Origin of the sequence: Limnohabitans sp. INBF002 (genome assembly GCF_027924905.1) — a bacterium.
GTDB lineage: Bacteria > Pseudomonadota > Gammaproteobacteria > Burkholderiales > Burkholderiaceae_C > Limnohabitans.
The window spans coordinates 2,302,265-2,326,879 of the sequence record NZ_AP027055.1 but is presented as its reverse complement, the minus strand read 5'-3'; the positions used below and the strand labels follow the sequence as shown (position 1 = coordinate 2,326,879).

Sequence of the window (24,615 nt, the reverse complement as noted above, 5' to 3'; positions counted from 1 at the left end):
GCCAAAGCCCAGCCATGCAAACCAAACTCGTCATCCTCGATCGCGACGGCACCATCAACCAAGACAGCGACGACTACGTCAAGTCTGCCGATGAGTGGATTGCGCTGCCCGGTGCGCTCGAAGCGATTGCGCGTTTGAACCATGCCGGCTGGCACGTGGTGGTGGCGTCTAACCAATCTGGCTTAGGTCGAGGTTTGTTTGATGTGGCGGCGCTCAATGCCATGCACAGCAAGATGCACAAGCTCTTGGCGGTTGCGGGCGGTCGTATTGATGCCGTGTTCTACTGCCCGCACAGTCCAGAAGAAACTTGCAACTGCCGCAAGCCTCTGCCGGGTTTGTATGAACAAATTGGCGAGCGCTATGGCATGGACCTCAAAGGTGTGCACACCGTGGGCGATTCGTTGCGTGACTTGCAAGCCGGTGCCGCTGTGGGTTGCGCCACGCATTTGGTACACACCGGCAAAGGTGCCAAGCTCAAAGGCCAACTCTTGCCCGTTGATTTTCCGCAAGGCACGTTGGCGCATACCGACCTCAGCGCATTTGCGGATTGGTTGCTCGCGCAACCCGAGTCTGCCGCGAAGGCCAGCAAAGCCGGGGGCAAAGCATGATGGCGATGCTCCGCTCAACGCTGCACATGGCGTTCATGTTTGTCACCGTCATTCCCTATACCTTGCTCATCTTGTTGGCGCGTGTGTTCGGCGCCAAGGGCGACAAGCTTTATGCGATTGCGCAAAAGTGGCTCACGCTCAGCGTGGATTCCGCGCGCGTCATCATGGGCATCCGTTACGAAGTGCAAGGCCAAGAGAACTTGCCCGTGGGTGAAACCAGCCCTGCCATCTTGTTGGTCAAACACCAGTCCACCTACGAAACATTTTTGATGCCAGCCATCATGCCGCACCCTCTGGCCTATGTGTTCAAAAAAGAGCTGCTGTATGTGCCGTTCTTTGGCTGGTCCATTGGCAGCTTGGACATGATTCACATCGACCGCAGCCAACGCGCCAAAGCGTTTGCCAAAGTGGTGGAGCAGGGCAAAGCCCTGTTGGCCCGTGGCGTTTGGGTCATCATGTTTCCAGAAGGCACACGCATTCCTCGTGGTGAGCGCGGCAGCTATAAAAGCGGCGGCACACGCTTGGCTATTGCCACAGGTGCACCCGTCATCCCCGTGGCGGTGACCTCCGCCAAATGCTGGCCACGTAAAGCTTTCATCAAACACCCAGGTGTGGTGGAGGTGTCCATTGGCAAACCCATTCCCAGCGTGGGCCGTGAGGCGGACGAGCTGATGCGCGAAGTCGAAACGTGGATCGAAGCCGAAATGCACCGCCTCGACCCCGAGGCCTACGCCGGCCAACACTGAGCCCGCACGCATGAGCCGCTTTTTGCAACTCGTGCTCGACATGTTCGACGGGGCCACTGCCAAGGCCTTGCAAGGTCTCGGCACAGACAACCGGCCTAGCCCCAAAAAACGCCAACCCAAAGCCCCCAAACGCATCAAGCCGCAAACCTTGTTTGGTGGCCTGCACAGCGATGCCAATGCGTTGCCCGCCGCACCTGCGCTACACGGCCCACATTTGCCCTCTGAACCCTTGGGGCAGGTGCTACCCAATGCGCATCACGCGCACCCACGTGCGACGCGTCGTATCCAACTCGGCACCACCGATGTGGCCTATGCCTTTCGGCGCGGCAAACGTCGCACCATTGGCATGGCGATTGGGCCTGACGGCCTAGAGGTCAGCGCGCCGCGCTGGGTGACGGTGGGCGAGGTGGAATCGGCCTTGCGCGAAAAAGCCGATTGGATTGCGCGCAAACTGGTGGAGATGCAAGAGCGTCAACAGCAACTCGGCGCCGCCCGCATCGTGTGGGCCGATGGTGTCGTGCTGCCGTATTTGGGCGAGCCGTTGCAAGTGGTGCTTGATTCGTCCAGCACGCTCAAAAAGAAGAGTGCGCAGTTTGAGCCGGCCACCTCGGACGTCCATACCTTGCGCTTAGGCCTGCCGCTGACGGCAGAGCCGCAGCAAATCCGCGACGCTGTGCAAGCTTGGCTTATGCGCCAAGCCAAAGCCTTGTTTGTGGAGCGCCTAGACCACTTTGCCCCGCAGCTCGGGGTGCAGTGGCAACGCGTGTCGCTCAGCAGTGCTGCCACGCGCTGGGGCAGTGCCAGCGCCAATGGGTCCATTCGCCTTAACTGGCGTTTGGTGCACCACAAGCGCGACGTGATCGACTACGTGGTGGCTCACGAACTCAGCCATTTGCGCGTGATGGACCACAGTCCGCGCTTTTGGGAAACCGTGCAAAGCGTCATGCCCGACTATGCCCAGCGCAGGCGTGTTCTTAAGGATGAACCCTTACCTCCGTGGTCTTGACTTGGTTTTTGGAGATTTCCCGTCATAATTGACGTTTACGTAAACGTAAACAAGGACATCATGGCGACCACCTACTCCATCAGCGACTTAGCGCGTGAGTTTGACCTCACCACGCGAGCCATCCGTTTTTACGAAGACATGGGCCTGTTACAACCCGAGCGCTCTGGCCCCGGCGGGCGCAACCGCGTCTACAGCCACCGCGACCGCACACGCCTCAAGCTCACCTTGCGTGCCAAGCGTTTGGGCTTGTCGCTCAACGAGGCCAAAGAGCTCATCGACATGTACGACACCCCACGCGACACGGGGCCGCAGCTGCAAAAATTCTTGCTCGTGCTCGATGCCCACAAGCGCGAACTCGAAGCGCAAATGGCTGAAATTGAAGCCAACCTTGATGAGGTGAAAGCCCACGAAAAAGAAGCGCGTAGCTTGTTGGCGAAGCAGGGCGAAAAGCCCGCCAAGGTGGCCAAATCTGCGAAAGCGAGCAAGGCATGACGCACCCCGATTTACACGCGCGCATCGAAGCCAGTTTTGTGCGCCAAGGCATGATGCAGCACCTCGGTGCGCGCATCGTTTCCGTTGCGCCCGGTGAGGTGGAAATCGCCTTACCGTATTCTGAGCGCGTCACCCAACAACAAGGCGGTTATCACGGCGGCGCCATGGGCGCGCTGGCTGATATTGCGGCGGGTTACGCCGGTCTCACCCTCGCGCCTGAGGGGCAAGAAGTCACGACGGTGGAATACAAGATCAACTTCTTGGCTGCTTTTCAAGGCGGCGAATTACGAGCCCGCGGCCATGTGGTGCGGGCGGGCAAGCGCCTCATCATCACCACCGCCGAAGTGGTGCACCTCGACGACAACGGCGGCGAATCGCCTTGCGCCTTGATGCAGCAAACCCTCGCCACTGTGAACAAAACCTACTAAGCCCATCGGAGACAAACATGAACAATTTACCCGGCCTCAACTTTCAATTAGGTGAAGACATCGATGCGTTGCGCGACGCCGTGCGTGATTTCGCGCAAGCCGAAATCGCCCCCCGCGCTGCACAGATCGACCACGACGACCAATTCCCCATGGACCTGTGGCGCAAGATGGGCGACCTCGGCGTGCTGGGCATCACCGTGGGCGAAGAATACGGCGGCGCCAACATGGGCTACTTGGCCCACATGATCGCGATGGAAGAAATTTCGCGCGCTTCTGCCAGCGTGGGCCTGAGCTACGGCGCGCACAGCAACTTGTGCGTGAACCAAATCAAGCGCAACGGCACCGACGCACAGCGCCAAAAGTATTTGCCCAAGCTCATCAGCGGTGAGCATGTGGGCGCCTTGGCCATGTCCGAACCTGGCGCTGGATCTGACGTCATCAGCATGAAGCTGAAAGCAGAAGACAAGGGCGGCTACTACGTGCTCAACGGCAGCAAGATGTGGATCACCAACGGCCCCGACGCTGACACCCTGGTGGTCTACGCCAAGACCGAGCCCGAGCTGGGCGCACGTGGCGTGACGGCCTTCTTGATCGAGAAGGGCATGAAGGGCTTCAGCGTCGCGCAAAAGCTCGACAAGCTGGGCATGCGCGGCAGCCACACCGGCGAGTTGGTGTTCAACAACGTCGAAGTGCCCGCTGAAAATATTTTGGGTGGCCTGAACATGGGTGCCAAAGTGCTGATGAGCGGTTTGGACTACGAACGCGCAGTGCTGTCAGGCGGCCCACTCGGCATCATGCAATCGGTGATGGACAACGTCATTCCTTACATCCATGACCGCAAACAGTTTGGTCAAAGCATTGGCGAGTTCCAGCTCATCCAAGGCAAAGTGGCCGACATGTACACCGTATTGCAAGCCGGTCGCAGCTTTGCCTACACCGTGGCCAAAAACCTCGATTTGTTGGGCACCGATCACGTCCGCCAAGTGCGCAAAGACTGCGCTTCGGTGATCTTGTGGACGGCTGAAAAAGCCACCTGGATGGCAGGCGAAGGCGTGCAGATTTTTGGTGGCAATGGCTACATCAACGAATACCCACTGGGCCGCTTGTGGCGTGACGCCAAGCTGTACGAAATTGGTGCTGGCACCAGCGAAATTCGTCGCATGCTGATTGGCCGCGAGCTGTTTGCCGAGACAATGTGAGGCTTGCGCCACACACCTGCGGCGCACCCTTTTTGACTCGTGATTGAATGAACAAACTTCTTGCCCTTTTGTTAATCCCCTCGCGTGCCGTGCTTCACGGTTTTGGGGTGGGTCTGTGTGTCGGGCTGGCGCTGGCGCTGTGGTTCAGCGTGGCGCGCGTGTTGATGCTGACCGCCTACTGGCCCTCCCCCGGAAATGACTTGTGGGCCGAGTTGCCCGTGGCCCTGCTCATGGGCTTTCGGTTTGACTTGAAGATGGGGGCCATTGCTGCGCTGTTGCTGTTCCCCTTGTTGGGCTGGCATGGGCGCATGCGTGCAGTGGTCATTCGCGTTTGGGCCAGCGCTTTTGCATTGCTCGCGGTCATCAACTTTTATTACTACGGTTTTTACAAGCTGCCGATTGACAGCGTGATTTTTGGTCTCGCCGATGACGACACCATCGCCGTGCTACACACCATTTGGCAAGACTTTCCGATGCTGCAAATTGTGGCGGTACTGGCGCTGGCCGTGTGGTCTGCCAACGCATTGGCCTTGCGGGTGGGGCAGCGTGCATGGCAGTGGCTGCAACAACACTGGGCCAGTGCGTGGCATGTGTTGTTGATTCCCGTTTTGTTAGTCGTCGTGTTGATGGTGGGCAAAGGCACACTCAAAGGCATGGCCTTGCAGTTGGACAACATCACGGCCACCAGCAAATCGTTTTTGAACAACGTCATCCCTAACGGCGTGACCGCGCTCTACAACGCCTGGGATGCTTATCGCACCTCTACCGACATTGGCGAAGAAGACACGGGTTTGAAAACCTATGGTTTTGGGTCGTACCAAGATGCCGCGCGTGCCTATGGCTTGACCGCAACCACGCCCGAAGGTGTGCAACGTGCGCTCATGGCTGCGGGCCCTCACAAACCCAATGGCAAGAACTTGGTGTTCTTCCAAATGGAGTCGTGGAGTGCGGAGCCTTTCAAATACCAATCCCAGGACATGGACGTGCTCGCGGGCTTGAGCAACAAATTGCACAACGCTTGGTTGTTTGACAACTTCGACGCGGCCCACCACGGGACCCATCCTGCGCTTGAAGCCATCTTGTTCAATACCCCCGTCACACCGATCACCAATGGCAAGTACCGCCACATCATGTTGGATTGGGGGGTTCCGTTTGCGATGAAGAAAGCGGGGTACGACACCTTGTTCGTCACGTCAGGTCAATCGGGCTGGCGCGAACTCAACCGTGTGTTGCTGACCCAAAGTTTTGACGAGGTGATTGATGCGGCGACCTTGCGTGCCAGATACCCTGGTGCTGAGGGCGGCATCTGGGGCGTTTGGGACGCTTACATGTTTCGCATCATCGAAGAGCGCTTGGCCAAGCAGCCCAAAGACAGACCTTTGTTTGTCTACGCCATGTCCACCACCAACCATCCGCCTTATGAGCTGCCGTCAGATTACAAGCCCTTTGTGTTTGACATCAACAAGTGGCCGGGCGACAAAGGCTCTGAACACCTGATCCCCAATCTGCAAACCTACCGTTACGCCAACGACGAGCTGGCCAAGTTCGTGACTGCAGTGGAAAGCAGCCCCGCCGCCAAGCGCACGGTGGTGGCCGCCACAGGTGATCACAACGTGCGCACCTTTGGCCAATACGCCACGCCTGAAAGTCAAGTATTGCGTCAGCAAGTGCCGTTTGTGGTGTGGGGGGCTGGCAAGCTGTCGTGTGACAACGCCTTGCATCAGGCCGCCAGTCATTTGGACATGTTCCCCACGCTGTTTCCTATGCTTGGTATTGGCCAGGGCTACCTGATGACGGGGCGTGACTTGGCCAAGTGCCCCAGTGCCACAGATGCCGCCGAGGCACTGGCTGTGACGTTCATTGGGCAAGCGCGTTCTAACCATGCCATTTGGAGCATGGGAGGCGCCAACACATTGGCCTGTCAACCCTTAGGCAGTGTGTGTGAATGGCAAGCCGAACAAGACGCCAAAGCGCGTGCCCGCGTAGCATTGATGGACTGGAATCTCCGTCATCACATCCATCAAGTCTCAGGGAAGAAGAAATAAAGCATGCCTAACTCACTCAAACATCTGTTCGACAACAACCGGGAATGGGCGGCGCGCATGGAGCGCGAGCAACCTGGATTTTTCTCCCGCCTGTCCCAGCAGCAGCTGCCCAAATATTTGTGGATCGGTTGCTCAGACAGCCGTGTCCCAGCCAACCAAATTACAGGCCTTGATCCTGGCGAAGTATTTGTGCATCGCAACGTGGCAAATGTGGTGGTTCACTCAGACTTGAACGCCTTGTCTGTTATTCAATACGCCGTGGATTGCTTGAAAGTCGAACACATCATGGTCGTGGGGCACTACGGCTGCGGTGGTGTGTTGGCGGCCACGCGCGGCACGCGCATTGGATTGGCAGACAACTGGCTGCGTCATGTGCAAGACGTGCGTTTGCGCCATCGCCAGCGCTTGAACCATTTGCCACAACCGCAATTGGAAGACGTGATGTGCGAAATGAACGTGATCGAACAAGTGGGCAACGTGGCCTTGTCCAACGTCATGCAAGACGCGTGGAGCCGCGGGCAAAAGGTGTCGATTCATGGATGGATTTACCGCGTGTCTGATGGCTTGGCGCACGACTTGGATGTGACGATGAGCCGTCCGGGCGAAGTGGTCGATGTCTTTCGTCGCGCTTTCAAGAAATATCCACGCGGGATGTAACAGCTTTTATTTTTCAAAACCTCAACAGGAGACACAACATGACCTCACACGCAGACCCCATCGTCATCGTCAGCGCAGCACGCACCCCCATGGGCAGCTTTCAAGGCGACTTCTCTGCGCTTGCCGCGCACGACCTCGGTGGTGCCGCCATCAAGGCCGCGGTGGAGCGTGCAGGCATCAGCCCCGAGTTGGTGACTGAGGTCTTGTTTGGCAACTGTTTGATGGCCGGTCAAGGTCAAGCCCCTGCACGTCAAGCGGCGTTCAAAGGCGGTTTGCCCAAGTCTGCTGGCGCAGTGACCTTGTCCAAGATGTGTGGCTCAGGCATGCGCGCGGCGATGTTTGCGCACGACATGTTGATTGCTGGTACGCACGATGTGTTGGTCGCTGGCGGTATGGAGAGCATGACCAACGCGCCTTACCTGATGCTCAAAGGCCGTGGCGGTTACCGCATTGGCCACGACCGCATCTTTGACCACATGATGCTCGACGGCTTGGAAGACGCTTACGAACCTGGCCGCAGCATGGGCACCTTTGGTGAAGACTGCGCGGCCAAGTACAGCTTCACCCGCGCCGAGCAAGACGCGTTTGCCACTGCCAGCGTGCAGCGCGCCAAAGCCGCCACCGAGAGCGGTGCCTTCGCCACAGAAATCACCCCCGTCACAGTGAAGACCCGCTCAGGCGAAACCGTGGTGTCGATTGACGAGGGCCCAGGAAAAATCAAGCTCGACAAAATCACCTCGCTCAAGCCCGCGTTCAAAAAAGACGGCACCATCACCGCCGCCTCTAGCTCGTCTATCAACGACGGTGGCGCAGCCATGGTGTTGATGCGCGAAAGCACAGCCAAGAAATTGGGTTGCAAGCCACTGGCCCGCATCGTCAGCCACGCCACGCACGCGCAAGAGCCTGAATGGTTTGCCACAGCCCCTGTGGGCGCCACACAAAAAGCCTTGGCCAAAGCCGGCTGGAAAGTGGAAGACGTGGACCTGTGGGAAGTCAACGAAGCCTTCGCCGTGGTGCCCATGGCTTTGATGAAAGAACTCAACGTGTCGCACGACAAGGTCAACGTCAACGGCGGCGCCTGTGCTTTGGGTCACCCCATCGGTGCATCGGGTGCGCGCATCATGGTCACGCTGATTCACGCGCTCAAAGCACGCGGCCTGAAAAAAGGCTTGGCCACCTTGTGTATCGGTGGCGGCGAAGGCACGGCTGTCGCGCTCGAAATCATTTAAGGACGCGCCATGTTGCTCACCCCAGATCAAACCATGATTCGCGATGCTGTGCGCGACTTTGCACAGCAAGAACTCTGGCCCAACGCCGCCAAATGGGACAAAGAACACACCTTTCCGCATGAGGTGCACAAAGGCTTGGCCGCCCTCGGCGCTTACGGCATTTGCGTGCCTGAAGACTTGGGCGGCGCTGGCTTGGACTATTCCACGCTCGCGATTGTTTTAGAAGAAATCGCCGCAGGCGATGGCGGCACCAGCACGGCGATTAGCGTGACCAACTGCCCTGTCAACGCCATCCTCATGCGCTACGGCAACGATGCCCAAAAGAAACAGTGGCTCACCGAATTGGCCCAAGGCAACATGCTCGGCGCGTTTTGCTTGACCGAACCACACGTGGGCTCTGACGCCTCTGCGCTGCGCACCACCGCCACCAAAGAAGGCGACGAATACGTCATCAACGGCGTGAAGCAATTCATCACCAGCGGTAAAAACGGCCATGTGGCCATCGTCATTGCCGTGACCGACAAAGGCGCAGGCAAAAAGGGCATGAGCGCCTTCATCGTGCCCACCAGCGCACCTGGCTACCAAGTGGCACGCCTCGAAGACAAGCTGGGCCAACATAGTAGCGACACCGCACAAATCAACTTTGACAACTGCCGCATCCCCGCTGAAAACCTGATTGGCGCAGAGGGTGAGGGCTACAAGATTGCGCTGTCTGCTTTGGAAGGCGGTCGCATCGGCATTGCTGCGCAAAGCATTGGCATGGCGCGCAGCGCGTTTGAAGCGGCCTTGCAGTACAGCAAAGAACGCGTGAGCTTTGGCACAGCCATCTTCAACCACCAAGCGGTGGGTTTTCGTTTGGCCGATTGCGCCACGCAACTCGAAGCTGCGCGCCAACTCATGTACCACGCCGCTGCGTTACGCGACGCTGGCTTGCCTTGTTTGAAAGAAGCTGCCATGGCCAAACTCTTTGCCAGTGAAACGGCCGAGAAGGTGTGCAGTGTGGCCATTCAAACCTTAGGCGGCTACGGCGTGGTGAATGACTTCCCCGTCGAGCGCATCTACCGCGACGTGCGCGTCTGCCAAATCTACGAAGGCACCAGCGACGTGCAAAAAATCATCATCCAACGCGCCTTGGCTTGATCTGCCTTAACTTGCCGTTCACATGGCCTGTGTAGGATTGTTTGTCTGCACTTCAGTGAATAGGAATTTGCCATGAGCTTTGCCCAAACCCATATCGCCACCTTGTTCAAATACGGTGGCATCAGCTTCATTGCAGGGGCGGTGAACCATGGCTTTTTCAGCGAGTCGCGCTCGATCTGGACCGCCGGCTTTGGTGTGCTGTTTTATTTGTTGGGCTCATGGCTAGACATTCGCAACGACCAAGCACGCCATGTGCGCTGGGGCGATGTGCTGGGCTTTGGTTTGTTGTCGTCCATCGGCTTGGGGTTTTTCACCGGCGGGTTGCAGCACTTTCCTGATTCGCCAGACCGCAGCCTGTGGGTTGTGCCACTCGGTTTTGTATTGAGTTTGCTGGCCATGTACTTCATGGATTGGCGTGGCCAACTGCGCGCGCGTGCGCTGGTCAGTTACGGCTTAATTTCGTTTGCGGTTGTGATGGCAGGCTCTGCGGCTGCATGGTCTGTGTTGCAAGGGGCGCCCGCTTCTGAACACAGCCACTCGCACGGCGAAGCGAGTGCCGCCCCTGAGCACAACCACGATGCCCATTCACATGATGCGACGGCTGGCGATGCGTCAATGCGAACCGTCACCATCACCATGGATGACACCATGCGTTTCACGCCTGCCAACTGGCAAGCCACATCAGGTGAAACCGTGCGAATTCGTGTGGTGAACATTGGCAAGGTGCGCCACGAGTTCATCATCGGCACGGACGCCGAGTTGAAAGCCCATGCGCAGGAGATGAAAAAGCCAAGCGCCCATCACCACCATGCGGATAACGCACTCAGCTTAGGCGCTGGCGAGTCGGGCGAGCTGCGCTGGACTTTTGCTGATGCAGGTGTGTTGCACATTGCGTGCTTTGAACCCGGTCATTACGAAGCCGGTATGCGCGGCACGATTTCTGTTTTGCCCTGAATCCGGTATGCGTGCCAGCGCTGCCTGCCCGTGCGGGCGCATCGACACCAAGAAACGTCCAGCGACATACGCCGATTGCTGCAGTCGTTTCGTTGACCACTTCGACACCGCACCTGCGCCCGACGCAGAGCACCTCATGCGTTCACGTTACAGCGCGTTTGTGCACGAACAAGCCAACTACTTGCTCACCACGTGGCACAGCAGCACACGTCCTGCATTGCTCGACTTCGATACAGGCGCCAAGTGGTTAGGCCTGGAGGTGCGCGAGCACACAGTCGCAGGGGCTGACACAGCCGAGGTGGAGTTTGTGGCGCGTTACCGTGTGGCCGGCCAAGCCGTGCGCCTGCACGAGCGCAGCCGCTTTGTGCGCGAAGACGGCCGCTGGTTTTATGTCGATGGTGATCAGCGCGGATAATTCCCGCATGACATTTGAAGCTGTTTTGTTCGATTGCGATGGCGTGCTGGTCGACAGCGAAGCCATCACCTGCGGTGCCTTGCGTGACATGCTGGATGAAAACGGCTGGCGCTTGAGCTTGGCCGAATGCATGGCGCACTTTGTGGGCCACACCGTGCGCAGCCGCGCTGACCTGATTGAACGTCACACAGGCAAGCCGCTGACCGACGCCTTCATGGACGAGTTCTATCGCCGCCGCAACCTTCGCCTAGAAAGCGACATCACTGCCATCGACGGCATTCACGATGCTGTGCGTCATCTGCATGAACGCTGCGAGGGCCGCATTGCGGTTGCTTCTGGTGCAGACCGTTACAAAGTTGAGATGATGTTGCAGCGCGTGGGCCTCGCTCAGTTTTTTGAAGGCCGCATTTTCAGTGGCCATGAAATGCCACGCAGCAAACCTTTCCCTGATGTGTACTTGGCTGCTGCAGCACACTTGCAAGTCGACCCTGCACGCTGCTTGGTGGTGGAAGACACACCCGTGGGCATCACGGCGGGTGTGGCTGCGGGCGCGACGGTGTGGGCGTATGCGCCGCCTCTTGCGCCCACTGACGTGCTCGTGCAAGCGGGCGCCAAGCATGTGTTTGCACACATGACCGACTTACGTTTGCCGTCATTGGGGAGCCTCGCCTGAGGTGTGTGGACGCTCAGCCCTGTGTGTTTGCGCCAGTGGTGTGCGTCCAGCGGTCACGACTTGGTGCACATCCTGGGCTGTCAGGCATTCACGCAAAACGCCTTGTCCCACCATCCCGCTGGCGCCAAAAATCAATACTTTCATCACAGTTCCTTTTGATAGTTGCCCAAAATTAGGCCTTGTGTCGGAACGCTTCAGGCGCTTGCCCTGTCCACGTTTTGAATGCACGAATGAAGCTCTTTTCATTCGAGAACCCCACCTCGTTGGCAATTTGCTTGAGCGGCTTGCGGGTGCGCAGCAGCAGTGTGCGTGCGCGTTGTTCACGCACACTGTCTTTGAGTTGTTGCAAGCTCGCGCCTTCTTCTTGCAGTTGCCGGTGCAGGGTGCGGGCCGACATGTTCAGCCACGCCGCCAAGTCATCCGCATTGCGGCTGTGTTCGGGGTGCTGGGCCAAGGCTTGGCGGACTTTCTCCACCAACAACCGGTCACGTCGATAGGGACGCACGGTCAGCAGCAAGGCGCGTTCCAGCATCTGTTGCAGAGCGGCTTCGTCGCGGCGCACGGGCAGTGCCAAGTAGCCCGCATCAAACTGCAAAGAGTTGGCCGCCGCATGGAAGTGCGTGGGGCCATCAAACAACACACGGTAGCTGTCGGCGTGTGCGGGCGGCGCAAAGCGCAGGTGCGTGGCGGTGAGCGGGATGCGTGAATCGGTCAGCCAACACGCCACCCCCAGCGCATTGCGCAACACCGACACCACGCAAAACTCACGGAACACACCCAAGTCGCGCGTCTCATCCAGTTGTAAGGTGGCCACGCCGTTGCGTTCGGTCAAGCTCAGCCGAATGTCGTCGGTCAACAAACCGTGGTGCCGGCACCAACGCCCCAGCGCCAAACCCAGTGTGGGTGAGGTGAGTGAGGCGCGCACCAACATGCCGTAGCTGCCCCAAGGCAGGCGGCGGCTGAACCAGCCTAGGCCCTCGTCGTCCAGCTCTTGCATGGCAATGCCCGACATCAACTCCATCTGCATGGCGGTGACGCGGGTGTTGTTTTTCTTTAAGAGTTTTGGCTCGATTTGTGCCTTTTTCAGGGCGTCGTCCACGCGCAAGTCGCGCTGCGCGTAGGCCGTCGCAATCGCTTGAATGAAGGCGATCGGCGTCTCGGCACGACCCAGCGCGGGCGTTTGTTCGGGGGCAGAATTAGGACTAACCATAAGAAGTGTCATTGTGGCAGGATTTGCAACCCATCTGACACATGACGTGGGGGTAAACAGCCTAAGCTTGGCAGCAACGCCGTTCAAGGAAAAAGACGATGACTGTTTTGCATTCCCAACTCAACCCACGCTCTGCCGATTTCACGGCCAACGTCGCTGCCATGCGCACCGTGGTGGATGACCTCAAGGCCCATCTCGAAAAAATCGCCGTCGGCGGTGGCGAGGCCGCACGCGCCAAACACACCGCACGCGGCAAGCTGCTGCCCCGCGACCGCGTGCAAATGTTGCTCGATCCAGGCACGCCATTCCTTGAGGTGGCCCCACTCGCCGCGCTCAACATGTACAACAACGACGCGCCGTGCGCAGGCTTGATCGCGGGCATTGGCCGCGTCAGCGGTGTGGACTGCATGATCGTCTGCAATGACGCCACGGTGAAGGGTGGCACCTACTACCCGCTCACAGTGAAGAAGCATTTGCGTGCGCAAGAAATTGCGCAGCAAAACAACTTGCCTTGCATTTACTTGGTCGACTCGGGCGGTGCCAACTTGCCCAACCAAGACGAGGTGTTCCCAGACCGTGACCACTTTGGCCGCATCTTTTTCAACCAAGCCAACATGAGCGCGCAAGGCATTGCGCAAATTGCGGTGGTCATGGGCAGCTGTACCGCAGGCGGCGCGTATGTGCCGGCCATGAGCGACGAAACCATCATCGTGAAAAACCAAGGCACCATCTTCTTGGGCGGCCCTCCTTTGGTGAAGGCCGCCACCGGTGAAGTGGTGACAGCCGAAGACCTGGGCGGTGGTGATGTGCACACGCGCCTCTCCGGCGTGGCCGACCACCTCGCGCAAAACGATGTGCATGCATTGGCGCTGGCGCGTCAGACAGTGAAAAACCTCAACGCTCAAAAGCAGCCCAACATTGCCACGCACGCGCCTGTGCAGCCGAAGTACGACGCGCAAGAGTTGTATGGCGTCATTCCCACCGACACACGCAAGCCGTTTGATGTGCGCGAAATCATTGCGCGCATCGTCGATGGCAGCGAGTTCGATGAATTCAAAGCCCGCTTTGGCACCACGCTGGTGTGCGGCTTTGCGCGCATCGAAGGCATGCCTGTGGGCATCATTGCCAACAACGGCATCTTGTTCAGCGAGTCTGCCTTGAAGGGCGCGCACTTCATTGAGCTGTGTTGCCAACGCAAAATCCCGCTGGTGTTTTTGCAAAACATCACCGGCTTCATGGTGGGCCGCAAATACGAAAACGAAGGCATTGCCCGCAACGGCGCCAAGATGGTCACGGCAGTGGCCACCGCCGCTGTGCCCAAATTCACCATCATCATTGGTGGCAGTTTTGGTGCGGGCAACTACGGCATGTGTGGCCGCGCGTACAGCCCCCGCTTTTTGTGGATGTGGCCGAATGCGCGCATCTCCGTCATGGGCGGCGAGCAAGCCGCCAGCGTGTTGGCCACCGTCAAGCGCGATGGCATTGAGGGCAAAGGCGGTCAGTGGAGCGCCGAAGAAGAGCAAGCCTTCAAAGACCCGATTCGCCAACAGTACGAAGAGCAAGGCCATCCTTATTTCGCCACCGCGCGTTTGTGGGACGACGGTGTGATTGACCCCGCTGACACACGCCGTGTCTTGGCTTTGGGATTGAGCGCTTCGTTGAACGCGCCCATTCCTGAAACCAAGTTTGGTTTGTTCCGCATGTGATGGAGCGCTGAGATGTCCACACCTTCAAACACCGCACTGACCATCGCCGACCACGGCGCCGTGCGCACCCTCACCCTCAGCCGTCCCGATGTGCGCAATGCGTTCAACGACGAAGTGATTGCCGAGTTGAAAAATGCTTTCATCGACGCTGGCCTTGCCGCTGACGTGCGCTGCGTGGTACTGGCCGCAGAAGGCCCCGCGTTTTGCGCAGGTGCCGACCTGAACTGGATGCGCCGCATGGCCGACTACACGCGGGACGAAAACCTCGCTGACGCAGGCCAGCTTGCTGCCATGCTGCGTGCGATTTACGAATGCCCCAAGCCAACCATCGCCCGCGTGCAAGGCGATGTGTTTGCCGGTGGCGTGGGCTTGGTCGCTGCGTGCGACATGGCGGTGAGTGTGGACACGGCCACCTACTGCTTGAGCGAGGTGAAGCTGGGTCTCATTCCCGCCACCATCAGCCCCTATGTGATTCGTGCCATGGGCGCGCGTGCTTCGCACCGCTACTTTTTAACGGCCGAGCGTTTCAGCGCGGCAGAGGCGCATCGTGTGGGCCTCGTTCACGAGGTGGTGGCCGCGGATGCGCTGGATGCCAAAGTGGCCGAGTTGACCAGCGCCTTGGTCAGTGCCAGCCCCAATGCTGTGCGTGCCTGTAAACGCTTGGTGCAAGACGTGGCTGAGCGCAAGATTGACGACGCCTTGGTGGCGCACACCGTGGCAGGCATTGCCGACATTCGTTCAAGCGCAGAAGGCAAAGAGGGCGTGCAGTCTTTTTTGCAAAAGCGCAAGCCTTCGTGGTTGCTGTGAGCTTCTCGGAAAAAGGATTCAAAGATGTTTAAGAAAATTCTGATTGCCAACCGTGGCGAAATCGCTTGCCGAGTTGCGGCCACCGCTCGCCGCATGGGTATCAAAACCGTGGCCGTGTATTCGGATGCTGACGCACAAGCCAAGCACGTGCAGGTCTGCGACGAGGCCGTTCACATCGGTGGCAGCGCCCCCAAAGACAGCTACTTGCGCTGGGAGCGCATCTTGCAAGCCGCCAAAGACACAGGCGCGCAAGCGGTGCATCCAGGCTACGGCTTTTTGAGTGAGAACGAAGACTTTGCCAAAGCGTGCGCAGCAGCAGGCCTCGTGTTCATTGGTCCACCCGCCTCAGCGATTTTGGCGATGGGCTTGAAAGCTGAATCTAAACAGCTCATGGAAAAAGCAGGCGTGCCTTTGGTGCCCGGCTACCACGCCGCTGACCAAGACCCTGCGTTGCTGCAACGCGAGGCCGACCGCATTGGCTACCCCGCGCTCATCAAAGCCAGCGCAGGCGGTGGTGGAAAAGGCATGCGCGTGGTCAACAGCAGCGCCGAGTTTGCCGATGCATTGGCCAGCTGCAAACGCGAAGCCATCAACAGCTTTGGCGACGACGCGGTGTTGATTGAAAAATACGTGCAACGCCCACGCCACATTGAAATTCAAGTGTTTGGCGACACGCACGGCAACTGTGTGTATTTGTTTGAGCGCGATTGCTCGGTGCAACGTCGCCACCAAAAAGTGTTGGAAGAAGCCCCTGCACCCGGCATGACCGAAGCCTTGCGCAAGCAAATGGGCGAAGCCGCTGTGGCCGCCGCCAAAGCGGTGAACTATGTGGGCGCGGGTACGGTGGAGTTCATCGTCGAGCAAACGGCGTATGACAAGCCCGAGTCCATGAAGTTTTTCTTCATGGAAATGAACACACGTTTGCAGGTGGAACACCCCGTGACTGAAGCCATCACCGGCCTCGACTTGGTGGAGTGGCAACTGCGCGTGGCCAGCGGCGAGCCGCTGCCTTTGCAGCAAAGCGATTTGCGCATCCACGGCCATGCCATTGAAGCGCGCATTTGTGCCGAGAACCCAGACAACAATTTCTTGCCTGCCACCGGCACTTTGGCGGTGTACCGCAAGCCCACCTGCAGCAGCTTTGAAATCCCGAACACGAGCGACACAGGCATTGCGGTCCGCATCGACGACGGCGTGCGCGAAGGCGACAGCATCAGCCCGTTTTACGACTCGATGGTGGCCAAGCTCATCGTGCACGGCGACACGCGTGAGCAAGCACTGGCGCGTTTGGACGAAGCGCTGTCGCAAACCCGCATCGTCGGTTTGACCACCAACGTGCAGTTCTTGCGCCACATCATTCGCACCGATTCGTTCGCCACGGCCAAGCTCGACACGGCCTTGATTCAGCGCGAAGAAAAAGCCTTGTTTGCGCAAGAGCCCTTAGGCCTCGCGCTCACTGCGGCATCGGTGGTGGCCAACACGCTGCACCGTGAACAGGCCTTGAAGGGCAACGATCCTTTCAGCAGTCGCGATGGCTGGCGCGCTTTTGGTGTCGCCACGCGCAACTTTGGTTTTGTGTTCCATGGCGCGTCTTACGACGCCGTGCTGACCTACGTCCATGACGGCAGCTTGCAATTGAGCGTGGCCGATGCAGACGGTGATGTGTCTGACACCTTGACTTACCGCGAAGACGGCGATGCCTTGCACATCAGCTTTGCGGGTCAACACGCCCGCGTGCAAGTCTTCCACGAAGCACAAGGCCATGAAGACGTGGCTCATGTGTTTGCGCCACAAGGCGCCACGCGCATCACCGTGGTCGATGCCTTGGCCCACGCCGGCGAAGTGCAAGAGGCGGGTGGTCGTTTGACTGCGCCCATGCCTGGTAAGGTGGTGTCGTTTGCGGTTGCCGCAGGTGACAAGGTCAAGGCCGGTCAGCCGTTGGCGGTGATGGAAGCGATGAAAATGGAGCACACCATTGCCGCACCTGCGGATGGTGAAGTGTTAGAACTGCTCTATGCGCCGGGCGACCAAGTGGCCGAAGGCGAAGAGCTTTTGAAATTGAAAGTGTGACCATGTTGACCTCTTTGCCGCATCGTGTGCGTTTGATTGATGTGGGGCCGCGTGATGGCCTGCAAAACGAAAAGCAGCCCGTGCCTGCCGCCGTCAAGGTGGAGCTGGTGCATCGCCTGCAAGACGCCGGTTTGAACGAAATTGAAGTCACCAGTTTTGTGTCACCCAAATGGGTGCCGCAAATGGCCGACAACGCCGAGGTGATGGCGGGCATTCACCGCCAGCCCGATGTGCGCTACTCGGTGCTCACCCCCAATTTGCAAGGCTTTGAAGCTGCGTTGAAAACCAAGCCCGATGAAATCGTGGTGTTTGGCGCGGCCAGCGAAGCCTTCAGCCAAAAGAACATCAACTGCTCGATTGCAGAAAGCATTGAGCGCTTTGCTCCCGTGGTGAAGGCCGCGCGCGATGCCGGCATTGCCGTGCGCGGCGCCATGAGCTGCACCGTGGGCTGCCCTTACGAGGGTGAGATTGCGCCAGAGCGTGTGGGGTACTTGGCGGGCTTGATGAAGAGCATTGGCATTCAGCGCGTGGACGTGGCCGACACCATTGGTGTGGGCACCCCGCGCAAAGTGCAAGCGGCCATGGAGGCCACGCTCAGACACTATGCGCTCAATGATGTGTCGGGCCACTTTCACGACACCTATGGCCAAGCCTTGGTCAACACCTTGGCCGCTTTGCAAATGGGCGTGTGGAATTTCCAATCTTCAGTGGCCGGCTTGGGCGGTTGTCCGTATGCCAAAGGTGCCACTGGCAACGTGGCCACCGAAGACGTGGTCTACATGATGCAAGGCATGGGCATTGAGACCGGCATTCATCTCGACAAGCTCATTGATGCAGGTGTGTTCATCAGCAACGCCTTGGGGCGCCAACCCAATTCCCTGGTGTCCCGCGCGGTTTTGAACAAACGCGCCGTTTGAGCGGTTGACGTTCGCCGACAATTCATCCATGTGTGGCAGCGAACTCACCCCCAAACCCCAAGGCTTGACGCCTGTTGATTTGCGCTTGCAAGCGCAGGCCAAGCGCGTGCTGCAAAGCCGCGATGCGCCCCCGTCTCCTTGTATTTCGATTTGCCGCATGTCAGACGACACCACGTATTGCGAGGGCTGCTGGCGCACCTTGGATGAAATTGGTGGATGGGGCCAGCGCACCGCAGATGACAAGCGTGCGGTGTGGCAGTTGATTGGCGAGCGTTTGGCGGCGCACGCCGTTGCATCTGCCCTGCCGAAGTAGCGCAGCGCTTTCCATCAGAATGCATCCATGAAAACCATCACGTGTTACCTTGATTTCATCTCGCCCTACGCCTACCTCGCGTTTGAGGTGTTGCCAAAACATTTGATGGGCGTGAGCCACCGCATGGTTTACAAGCCTGTGTTGTTCGCAGGCATGCTCAAGCACCACGGCCAACTGGGCCCTGCTGAAATTGCAGGCAAACGTGAGTGGACTTATCGTCAAGTGCTGTGGCAAGCCAAGCAGCTGGGCATTCGCTTAGACATGCCGCAATCACACCCGTTCAACCCCCTGGCCTTGTTGCGCTTGGCTGTGGCATGCAGCGCGGAGGGCGAGCCCAATCGTCATGTGTGCGAAACCATCTTCAAACACGTGTGGCAGGGCGGTGCAGCCGCCGATGACATGGCACGTTTGCAGGCCCTCACGCAACAGTTGGCACCCCAACGCTCGGTGGATACGCCTGAGGTCAAACAACAGCTCAAAGCCAACACCGAAGAGGCCATTGCGTGTGGCGTATTTGGTGTCCCCACGTTTTGTGTGGACGACAAAGTTTTTTGGGGCTTGGATGCGCTGCCCATGATGCGTGCTTACCTTGATGGAGATCAATGGTTTGATCAAACATGGCGCACCGCTGCAAGCATTCAGCAAGGCGTGAAGCGTTGAATCAGGGCATTGCTATGAAAATGCTCGCATGCCTAACGCTTTTAACTTCTCAGCCTCCCCGTTTGACTGCTTAACGCCCGACCAACAGCGCTTGGTGCGCGACAGTGTAGACGTGGTTTACTACCCCGAGGGTGAGACCATTTTGGATGTCGGCACAGCTCCCACGCATCTGTTTGTCATCATCAAAGGGTTTGTCACGCAGTACGACGGCGACGAGGTGATCACCACTTATGGGCCCGACGACACCTTTGATGGTCGCGGCCTGGTGGCAGGTAAAACCAGCAACAAATTTGTGGCGCAAGAAGAGGTAGTGGCCTACCAACTGGCGCGCAAAACCGTGACCGATTTGATTGCCAGCAACGCCACCTTTGGTGCTTTGTTGTTCTCGGACTTGAGCAACAAACTCACGGCTTTGTCGCAGCGACAAAGCCAGCACGAACTGCAGTCCCTCACGCTCTCGCGTGTGGATGAAGCCTTTGTACGCCCCGCACATTTTGTAGAGATGGATGCCGATGTGCTGTCGGTGGTCAAGGTGCTGCAAGTGCAACGCACCAAATGTGTGTTGGTGCGTGATCGCAGCAGCACGCCTGAGCGCTTGGGTGTGTTTACCGCCTCGACCTTGCAACGCGCGATCCTGAATGGCGCACCATTGGCGCAACAAAAGGTCGGAGACCTCGCCAACTTTCAAATCATTGCCGTGCGCCCATCTGACCAAGTGGGCGATGCCTTGGCGTTGTTGCAGCGCCACCGTGTGCACCGTTTGGTGGTGATGGACGACAACCGTGTGGTGGGCGTTCTAGAGGCCTTGGACTTGTTCAGCTTCTTGTCCAACCATTCGCACCTCATCACGGTGCAGGTTGAAGCAGCGACAGACATTGAAGGCTTGGCCCAAGCCGCCGCGCAAATCACCCGCATGGTGACCACGCTGTACCGCAGCGGTACGCGCGTGAGTTTGATTGCGCGCTTGGTGCAAGACTTGAATGCCCGTTTGTTTGAACGCGCTTGGCAGTTGATCGCCCCCGCAGATCTGGTGGCTAACAGTTGCTTGTTTGTGATGGGCAGCGAAGGGCGCGGCGAGCAGCTGCTGAAGACGGACCAAGACAACGGTCTTGTCCTGCGTGATGGCTACACGCCGCCCGATAACCTGGAAGCCATTTGCCAGTCGTTCTCGCAAGCTTTGTCCGCGTTTGGTTACCCCGAATGCCCGGGCCACATCATGGTCAACAACCCCATGTGGCGCAAGACCTCGTATGACTTTGGGCAGATGGTGAAGCATTGGCTGTTGATGCCTGATGCCAACAGTTTGATGAACTTGGCGATCTTCTTAGATGCCCACGCGGTGTGCGGCGATGCCCATTTGTTGCAAGACGCCCAGCAGGTGCTCATGCGTTTTGCTACGGACAACGATGCCATGCTGGCGCGCTTTGCAGCAGCGATTGATGCCTTCGGCAACAGCCAAGGTTGGTGGAACCGTTTGCTAGGCTTGGATGACCAGCAAGGCTTGCACCTCAAGAAAGAAGGCATCTTCCCGCTGGTGCATGGCGTGCGCAGCTTGGCCTTGGCCGAGCATTTGCAAGAGACCAGTACCACGGCGCGCATTGATGCCTTGGTGTTGAAAAACGTCATCACACCTGCGCTGGGTGCCGACCTCACGCAGAGCTTGCATTTTTTGATGGGTCTGAAGCTCAAGGCCGGTGTGACCGAAATGGAAACGCAACGTGAAGTGTCAGGCTTGGTCAATGTGGCCAAGCTGTCGACCTTGGAGCGCGACTTGTTGAAAGACGCGCTGGGGGTGGTGAAGCATTTCAAAGCTTTGTTGCGCAGCCGTTTCAAACTTGATGCGCTGTGATGATCTCGTTTCTCTCTCCTTTGCAGTGGTGGCGCTCGCTCAAGCGTGAGTGGCTGATTTATCACCTCGGCTTGCCTGAGTTTCGTTTCATGTTTGACGCCCCACCTCCGAACGAATGGGTGTCGCTCGATTGCGAAACCACAGGTCTGAATGTCAACTCAGATGAAATCATCTCCATCGGGGCGGTTCGCATTGTGGGCAACAAAATCATGACCAGCGAGCGCTTTGAAGTGCTGGTGCGCCCCGAGCGCGGCGTGTCTGCCGACAGCGTGCGTATTCACCGCTTGCGTGGTCAAGACGTGGCGCAAGGCTTGACCGCCGATGAAGCCATGAAGCAACTCCTGCGCTTCATTGGCAGCCGCCCCTTGGTGGGCTACTTTTTAGAGTTCGATGTGGCCATGCTCAATCGAGCGATCTGGCCGCTCTTGGGTCAAGGCTTGCCTCAGCCGAAGATCGAAGTCTCGGCGATGTACTACGACCACAAGTTTCGCCAGATGCTGCCGTATGAACAGCAGACCAACCCCAACATCGATTTGCGTTTTGCCACGTTGATGTCGGATTTAGATTTGCCTGTGCGTGAGGCGCACGACGCTTTGAATGACGCGGTGATGGCGGCCATGGCGTTCATTAAGTTGCGTCAGTTGCGTTCTGGGGGGTAACGTCCCTTCTTTGGCGCGCGAGGTGAGGTAGGCGAACACGGCTTACATCGCTGCGCGACGAATGGCGCCGTATTCGCCTACCTCACCTCGCTTTCGCTTGTGATGCGAATCAAGTTTCGCGTGCCTACAGTTGCTCAGTGAGCCGACTGGTTTGAATTCAGCTACTTCGCCACGCTTAAAGCTCACCGAAACACAAAGTGTGAGGGACACACAGATGCGGCGCCATTCGTCGCGAAGCGATGTAAGCCGCGTCTGTGTGTCCCTCACACATCTCAGCCAAAGCAAATATCAAAAACAAACAGACATAAAAAAACCGAGCACGAATGCTCGGTTCTTAGAGGACTGAGCCCCGAAGGACTCAGAACCCAAGGTCTTAGTGACCCGATGCGCCAGAAGCGCCGTAGCCAGTTTCCGAACGCACTTGTTGTGCGGCGAACGCTGCGCGCTCTTTCTTGGCTTGTTCGCTGTTGTCCAAGATGGAGAACAACCAGATACCCACGAAGCCGATGGTCATAGAGAACAAGGCAGGTGAGGCATAAGGGAACCATGCTGAACCTTTGGGGTTGCCCAGTGCGGCTTCCCACACAGAAGGCGACACCACGGTCAAAGCCACAGAAGAGATCAAGCCCAAGAAGCCACCAATCACGGCACCTTTGGTCGTGCAATCTTTCCACAACACAGACATGAACAACACAGGGAAGTTAGCAGACGCGGCAATCGCGAAAGCCAAGGCCACCATGAAGGCGATGTTTTGCTTCTCAAACGCAATGCCCAACACCACAGCCACAACGCCAAGCGCCAAGGTCGTGATGCGAGACACGCGCAATTCAGAAGCGCTGTCAGCGTTGCCCTTCTTGAACACCGTGGCGTACAAGTCGTGTGACACAGCGGATGCGCCAGACAAGGTCAAGCCAGCCACCACAGCCAAGATGGTTGCGAAGGCCACGGCAGAGATGAAGCCGAAGAACACGTCGCCGCCAACAGCCTTAGCCACCAGCACAGCCGCCATGTTGGCGCCACCGGCTTTGAGTTGCGCATTCAATTCAGGGTTGGTGATCACCAAGGTGATGGCGCCGAAACCGATGATGAAGATCAACACGTAGAAGTAGCCAATCCATGTGGTTGCCCAGAACACAGATTTGCGAGCTTCTTTGGCGTCAGGCACCGTGAAGAAGCGCATCAAGATGTGTGGCAAACCAGCAGTACCGAACATCAAAGCCATACCGAAAGAGATGGCAGAGATCGGGTCCTTGATGAAGCCGCCAGGGCCCATGATGGACATGCCCACTTTGGCTGCGTCCGTTGCATTGGCTTTGTCCAACGCAGCAGATGCAGCGGCAGCGGCTTCAGGTGTGGCTGCGGCAGCTGCAGAGGCGGTGGCCGCTGCAATGGCAGCTTCTTTCGCCACGCCAGCCAAGGCTGTTTTCACTTCAACGCCTTTGGCGAACAGAGCTTCAGGGCTGAAACCGAATTGAGCCAAGACCATGAAGGCCATGAAGGTCACACCGGCGAGCAGCATGATGGCTTTGATAATTTGCACCCATGTCGTGGCAGTCATGCCGCCGAACAACACGTACACCATCATCAATGCACCGACCAACACCACGGCGATCCAGTAGTCCAAACCAAACAACAGCTTGATCAATGAACCAGCGCCCACCATTTGAGCGATCAAATAGAAAGCCACCACCACCAAAGTGCCAGAAGCAGCAAAGGCGCGGATAGGGGTTTGAGCGAAGCGGTAGCCTGCCACGTCAGCAAATGTGAATTTGCCCAAGTTGCGCAGACGCTCAGCCATCAAGAAGGTGATCACTGGCCAGCCGACCAAAAAGCCGATGGAGTAGATCAAACCGTCATAGCCCGATGCCATCACAGCAGCGGAAATACCGAGGAACGACGCGGCAGACATGTAGTCGCCCGCAATCGCCAAGCCGTTTTGGAAGCCGGTGATGCCGCCACCTGCGGTGTAGAAGTCCGCTGCAGATTTGGTTTTGGCCGCAGCCCATTTGGTGATGCCCAAAGTGGCAATCACGAATGCGCCGAACATGACGATGGCGGTCCAGTTGGTGGCTTGTTTGGTGGTTTCACCCAAGTCAGCACCTGCTGCGAAGACGGTGCCTGCAGACAGCGCCAAGACAGCGCCTAAGAGTGTGGAGATTTTTTTCATTTGGTTGCGTCCTCCAAGATTTCCTTGGTCAACGTGTCGTATTCGCTGTTCGCGCGGTTCACATAGATGCCGGTGATCACGATGGTGAAAATGATCACGCCCATGCCCAATGGAATACCGATGGTTGTGACGCCTGCACCGATAGGTTGTGCGAGGAAAGGTTTGTTAAATGCAATCAATGCGATGTAGCCGTAGTACACGACCAACATCAACACGGCGAGGAACCAACCGAAGCCACCGCGCTTGGCGCGCAGCTCTTTGTATTTCGGGTGGTTCTGGATCTTGTCGACCACTGGATCACTCATTGTTATCTCCCATTTGGGTTATTGAAAAACGCAAGAAGGATGCTTCCTTCATTGACTGATCCATTGTGGAAAGGGGGACTGACCAAGTCCTTACGCGCTATAGGGGCAAACTCTTTGTTTTCAGAGGGAAATGCTTAAAAAATAAACAAATTTTGTCGGTGTAAACCCCTACGCTCAAGGGTGAGTTATTTCATGTTTTATAGTCCAATTTGGAACCGAATTCCGCATGTAGAAAAAACAGCAAAGGGTTTCTACTCGGTTTTGATGTTTTGTGTTTTTTGAGCAGTATTTGTTCTGTCATGGGGCGTCAGAAAACGGTCAGTTAGCACACAGATAGTTGCCGCCACAGCCGCTGCCTAG

At 57.7% G+C, this 24,615-nt stretch carries 24 protein-coding genes and 1 pseudogene; 21 read left to right on the top strand and 4 right to left on the bottom strand.

Annotated elements, in window-relative coordinates; translation table 11 throughout:
* Window positions 1–14 precede the first annotated feature (14 nt).
* From gmhB to QMG15_RS11620, 13 genes are all read left to right on the top strand, one after another.
* Complete coding sequence (gene gmhB / locus QMG15_RS11680; protein ID WP_281788739.1) at window positions 15–608, top strand: D-glycero-beta-D-manno-heptose 1,7-bisphosphate 7-phosphatase; 594 nt, start codon at window positions 15–17, stop codon at window positions 606–608.
* The gene (locus QMG15_RS11675; RefSeq protein ID WP_281790137.1) at window positions 608–1,354 is read left to right on the top strand and encodes a lysophospholipid acyltransferase family protein; all 747 of its coding nucleotides are present in this window, start codon (window positions 608–610) and stop codon (window positions 1,352–1,354) included. The genes gmhB and QMG15_RS11675 overlap by 1 nt, the downstream gene beginning before the upstream one ends.
* 10 nt (window positions 1,355–1,364) lie before the next feature.
* Complete coding sequence (locus QMG15_RS11670) at window positions 1,365–2,360, top strand: SprT family zinc-dependent metalloprotease (protein WP_281788738.1); 996 nt, start codon at window positions 1,365–1,367, stop codon at window positions 2,358–2,360.
* Between the two features lie 60 nt (window positions 2,361–2,420).
* Window positions 2,421–2,852, top strand: a complete 432-nt coding sequence (locus QMG15_RS11665) for a MerR family DNA-binding transcriptional regulator (protein WP_108358403.1) — start codon at window positions 2,421–2,423, stop codon at window positions 2,850–2,852.
* Entirely contained in the window at window positions 2,849–3,280 is a 432-nt protein-coding gene (locus QMG15_RS11660; protein ID WP_233246831.1) for a PaaI family thioesterase, read from the top strand. The genes QMG15_RS11665 and QMG15_RS11660 overlap by 4 nt, the downstream gene beginning before the upstream one ends.
* A gap of 17 nt (window positions 3,281–3,297) precedes the next feature.
* Window positions 3,298–4,479 (top strand): isovaleryl-CoA dehydrogenase, encoded by a 1,182-nt coding sequence (locus tag QMG15_RS11655; RefSeq protein WP_108401894.1) that lies wholly within the window; start codon window positions 3,298–3,300, stop codon window positions 4,477–4,479.
* A 47-nt stretch (window positions 4,480–4,526) separates the two neighbouring features.
* The gene (locus QMG15_RS11650; RefSeq protein ID WP_281788737.1) at window positions 4,527–6,524 is read left to right on the top strand and encodes an LTA synthase family protein; all 1,998 of its coding nucleotides are present in this window, start codon (window positions 4,527–4,529) and stop codon (window positions 6,522–6,524) included.
* Window positions 6,525–6,527: 3 nt separating this feature from the next.
* Window positions 6,528–7,181 carry a carbonate dehydratase gene (gene can, locus QMG15_RS11645; RefSeq protein ID WP_108358400.1) on the top strand — a complete coding sequence of 218 codons (654 nt, stop codon included), beginning with the start codon at window positions 6,528–6,530 and terminating at the stop codon, window positions 7,179–7,181.
* 38 nt (window positions 7,182–7,219) lie between these two features.
* Window positions 7,220–8,410, top strand: a complete 1,191-nt coding sequence (locus QMG15_RS11640; RefSeq protein ID WP_281788736.1) for an acetyl-CoA C-acyltransferase — start codon at window positions 7,220–7,222, stop codon at window positions 8,408–8,410.
* 9 nt (window positions 8,411–8,419) lie between these two features.
* Entirely contained in the window at window positions 8,420–9,550 is a 1,131-nt protein-coding gene (locus QMG15_RS11635; RefSeq protein ID WP_281788735.1) for an acyl-CoA dehydrogenase family protein, read from the top strand.
* Between the two features lie 72 nt (window positions 9,551–9,622).
* Complete coding sequence (locus tag QMG15_RS11630; RefSeq protein ID WP_281788734.1) at window positions 9,623–10,504, top strand: cupredoxin family protein; 882 nt, start codon at window positions 9,623–9,625, stop codon at window positions 10,502–10,504.
* A gap of 7 nt (window positions 10,505–10,511) precedes the next feature.
* The gene (locus tag QMG15_RS11625; RefSeq protein WP_281788733.1) at window positions 10,512–10,919 is read left to right on the top strand and encodes a YchJ family metal-binding protein; all 408 of its coding nucleotides are present in this window, start codon (window positions 10,512–10,514) and stop codon (window positions 10,917–10,919) included.
* Between the two features lie 7 nt (window positions 10,920–10,926).
* Window positions 10,927–11,592, top strand: a complete 666-nt coding sequence (locus QMG15_RS11620) for an HAD family phosphatase (protein WP_281788732.1) — start codon at window positions 10,927–10,929, stop codon at window positions 11,590–11,592.
* A 39-nt stretch (window positions 11,593–11,631) separates the two neighbouring features.
* Here the strand turns inward: QMG15_RS11620 and QMG15_RS11615 are convergent.
* Together QMG15_RS11615 and QMG15_RS11610 are read right to left on the bottom strand one after the other, a co-directional pair.
* Window positions 11,632–11,736 (bottom strand): annotated as a pseudogene (locus tag QMG15_RS11615) (epimerase); the annotation flags it as partial.
* A gap of 28 nt (window positions 11,737–11,764) precedes the next feature.
* Complete coding sequence (locus QMG15_RS11610; protein WP_281788731.1) at window positions 11,765–12,802, bottom strand: AraC family transcriptional regulator; 1,038 nt, start codon at window positions 12,800–12,802, stop codon at window positions 11,765–11,767.
* Between the two features lie 98 nt (window positions 12,803–12,900).
* On the opposite strand from QMG15_RS11610, the gene QMG15_RS11605 reads away from it, so the two are divergent.
* The 8 genes from QMG15_RS11605 to QMG15_RS11570 are packed head-to-tail and all read left to right on the top strand — an operon-like array spanning window position 12,901 to window position 21,783.
* Entirely contained in the window at window positions 12,901–14,508 is a 1,608-nt protein-coding gene (locus QMG15_RS11605; RefSeq protein WP_281788730.1) for a carboxyl transferase domain-containing protein, read from the top strand.
* Between the two features lie 12 nt (window positions 14,509–14,520).
* A complete protein-coding gene (locus tag QMG15_RS11600) occupies window positions 14,521–15,315 on the top strand; it encodes an enoyl-CoA hydratase/isomerase family protein (RefSeq protein ID WP_281788729.1) in 795 nt (264 codons plus the stop codon).
* Window positions 15,316–15,339: 24 nt separating this feature from the next.
* Window positions 15,340–17,385, top strand: a complete 2,046-nt coding sequence (locus QMG15_RS11595) for an acetyl/propionyl/methylcrotonyl-CoA carboxylase subunit alpha (RefSeq protein WP_281788728.1) — start codon at window positions 15,340–15,342, stop codon at window positions 17,383–17,385.
* Window positions 17,386–17,387: 2 nt separating this feature from the next.
* Window positions 17,388–18,302, top strand: a complete 915-nt coding sequence (locus QMG15_RS11590) for a hydroxymethylglutaryl-CoA lyase (protein ID WP_281788727.1) — start codon at window positions 17,388–17,390, stop codon at window positions 18,300–18,302.
* Between the two features lie 28 nt (window positions 18,303–18,330).
* Window positions 18,331–18,615, top strand: a complete 285-nt coding sequence (locus tag QMG15_RS11585) for a DUF1289 domain-containing protein (RefSeq protein WP_281788726.1) — start codon at window positions 18,331–18,333, stop codon at window positions 18,613–18,615.
* 27 nt (window positions 18,616–18,642) lie between these two features.
* On the top strand, window positions 18,643–19,275 hold the full coding sequence (locus QMG15_RS11580; protein ID WP_281788725.1) for a 2-hydroxychromene-2-carboxylate isomerase: 633 nt from the start codon (window positions 18,643–18,645) through the stop codon (window positions 19,273–19,275).
* A 28-nt stretch (window positions 19,276–19,303) separates the two neighbouring features.
* On the top strand, window positions 19,304–21,124 hold the full coding sequence (locus QMG15_RS11575) for a DUF294 nucleotidyltransferase-like domain-containing protein (protein ID WP_281788724.1): 1,821 nt from the start codon (window positions 19,304–19,306) through the stop codon (window positions 21,122–21,124).
* Window positions 21,124–21,783, top strand: coding sequence for a 3'-5' exonuclease (locus tag QMG15_RS11570; RefSeq protein WP_281788723.1), 660 nt, complete (start codon window positions 21,124–21,126; stop codon window positions 21,781–21,783). The genes QMG15_RS11575 and QMG15_RS11570 overlap by 1 nt, the downstream gene beginning before the upstream one ends.
* Before the next feature lie 373 nt (window positions 21,784–22,156).
* Here QMG15_RS11570 and QMG15_RS11565 read toward each other — a convergent pair whose 3' ends face one another.
* Window positions 22,157–23,950, bottom strand: coding sequence for a cation acetate symporter (locus QMG15_RS11565; RefSeq protein ID WP_281788722.1), 1,794 nt, complete (start codon window positions 23,948–23,950; stop codon window positions 22,157–22,159).
* A complete protein-coding gene (locus QMG15_RS11560) occupies window positions 23,947–24,255 on the bottom strand; it encodes a DUF485 domain-containing protein (RefSeq protein WP_281788721.1) in 309 nt (102 codons plus the stop codon). Before QMG15_RS11560 ends, QMG15_RS11565 begins: the two co-directional genes overlap by 4 nt.
* Window positions 24,256–24,615 lie beyond the last annotated feature (360 nt).

Excerpts from the sequence above, each read along its gene's own strand:
- QMG15_RS11580 (WP_281788725.1), top strand. The coding sequence starts at position 18,643 with ATGAAAACCATCACGTGTTACCTTGATTTCATCTCGCCCTACGCCTAC.
- QMG15_RS11620 (WP_281788732.1), top strand. The coding sequence starts at position 10,927 with ATGACATTTGAAGCTGTTTTGTTCGATTGCGATGGCGTGCTGGTCGAC.
- QMG15_RS11660 (WP_233246831.1), top strand. The coding sequence starts at position 2,849 with ATGACGCACCCCGATTTACACGCGCGCATCGAAGCCAGTTTTGTGCGC.
- can (WP_108358400.1), top strand. The coding sequence starts at position 6,528 with ATGCCTAACTCACTCAAACATCTGTTCGACAACAACCGGGAATGGGCG.
- QMG15_RS11635 (WP_281788735.1), top strand. The coding sequence starts at position 8,420 with ATGTTGCTCACCCCAGATCAAACCATGATTCGCGATGCTGTGCGCGAC.
- QMG15_RS11605 (WP_281788730.1), top strand. The coding sequence starts at position 12,901 with ATGACTGTTTTGCATTCCCAACTCAACCCACGCTCTGCCGATTTCACG.
- QMG15_RS11585 (WP_281788726.1), top strand. The coding sequence starts at position 18,331 with ATGTGTGGCAGCGAACTCACCCCCAAACCCCAAGGCTTGACGCCTGTT.
- gmhB (WP_281788739.1), top strand. The coding sequence starts at position 15 with ATGCAAACCAAACTCGTCATCCTCGATCGCGACGGCACCATCAACCAA.
- QMG15_RS11640 (WP_281788736.1), top strand. The coding sequence starts at position 7,220 with ATGACCTCACACGCAGACCCCATCGTCATCGTCAGCGCAGCACGCACC.
- QMG15_RS11630 (WP_281788734.1), top strand. The coding sequence starts at position 9,623 with ATGAGCTTTGCCCAAACCCATATCGCCACCTTGTTCAAATACGGTGGC.
- QMG15_RS11570 (WP_281788723.1), top strand. The coding sequence starts at position 21,124 with ATGATCTCGTTTCTCTCTCCTTTGCAGTGGTGGCGCTCGCTCAAGCGT.
- QMG15_RS11665 (WP_108358403.1), top strand. The coding sequence starts at position 2,421 with ATGGCGACCACCTACTCCATCAGCGACTTAGCGCGTGAGTTTGACCTC.
- QMG15_RS11625 (WP_281788733.1), top strand. The coding sequence starts at position 10,512 with ATGCGTGCCAGCGCTGCCTGCCCGTGCGGGCGCATCGACACCAAGAAA.
- QMG15_RS11655 (WP_108401894.1), top strand. The coding sequence starts at position 3,298 with ATGAACAATTTACCCGGCCTCAACTTTCAATTAGGTGAAGACATCGAT.
- QMG15_RS11650 (WP_281788737.1), top strand. The coding sequence starts at position 4,527 with ATGAACAAACTTCTTGCCCTTTTGTTAATCCCCTCGCGTGCCGTGCTT.
- QMG15_RS11565 (WP_281788722.1), bottom strand. The coding sequence starts at position 23,950 with ATGAAAAAAATCTCCACACTCTTAGGCGCTGTCTTGGCGCTGTCTGCA.
- QMG15_RS11670 (WP_281788738.1), top strand. The coding sequence starts at position 1,365 with ATGAGCCGCTTTTTGCAACTCGTGCTCGACATGTTCGACGGGGCCACT.
- QMG15_RS11560 (WP_281788721.1), bottom strand. The coding sequence starts at position 24,255 with ATGAGTGATCCAGTGGTCGACAAGATCCAGAACCACCCGAAATACAAA.
- QMG15_RS11590 (WP_281788727.1), top strand. The coding sequence starts at position 17,388 with ATGTTGACCTCTTTGCCGCATCGTGTGCGTTTGATTGATGTGGGGCCG.
- QMG15_RS11675 (WP_281790137.1), top strand. The coding sequence starts at position 608 with ATGGCGATGCTCCGCTCAACGCTGCACATGGCGTTCATGTTTGTCACC.
- QMG15_RS11575 (WP_281788724.1), top strand. The coding sequence starts at position 19,304 with ATGCCTAACGCTTTTAACTTCTCAGCCTCCCCGTTTGACTGCTTAACG.
- QMG15_RS11610 (WP_281788731.1), bottom strand. The coding sequence starts at position 12,802 with ATGGTTAGTCCTAATTCTGCCCCCGAACAAACGCCCGCGCTGGGTCGT.
- QMG15_RS11595 (WP_281788728.1), top strand. The coding sequence starts at position 15,340 with ATGTTTAAGAAAATTCTGATTGCCAACCGTGGCGAAATCGCTTGCCGA.
- QMG15_RS11600 (WP_281788729.1), top strand. The coding sequence starts at position 14,521 with ATGTCCACACCTTCAAACACCGCACTGACCATCGCCGACCACGGCGCC.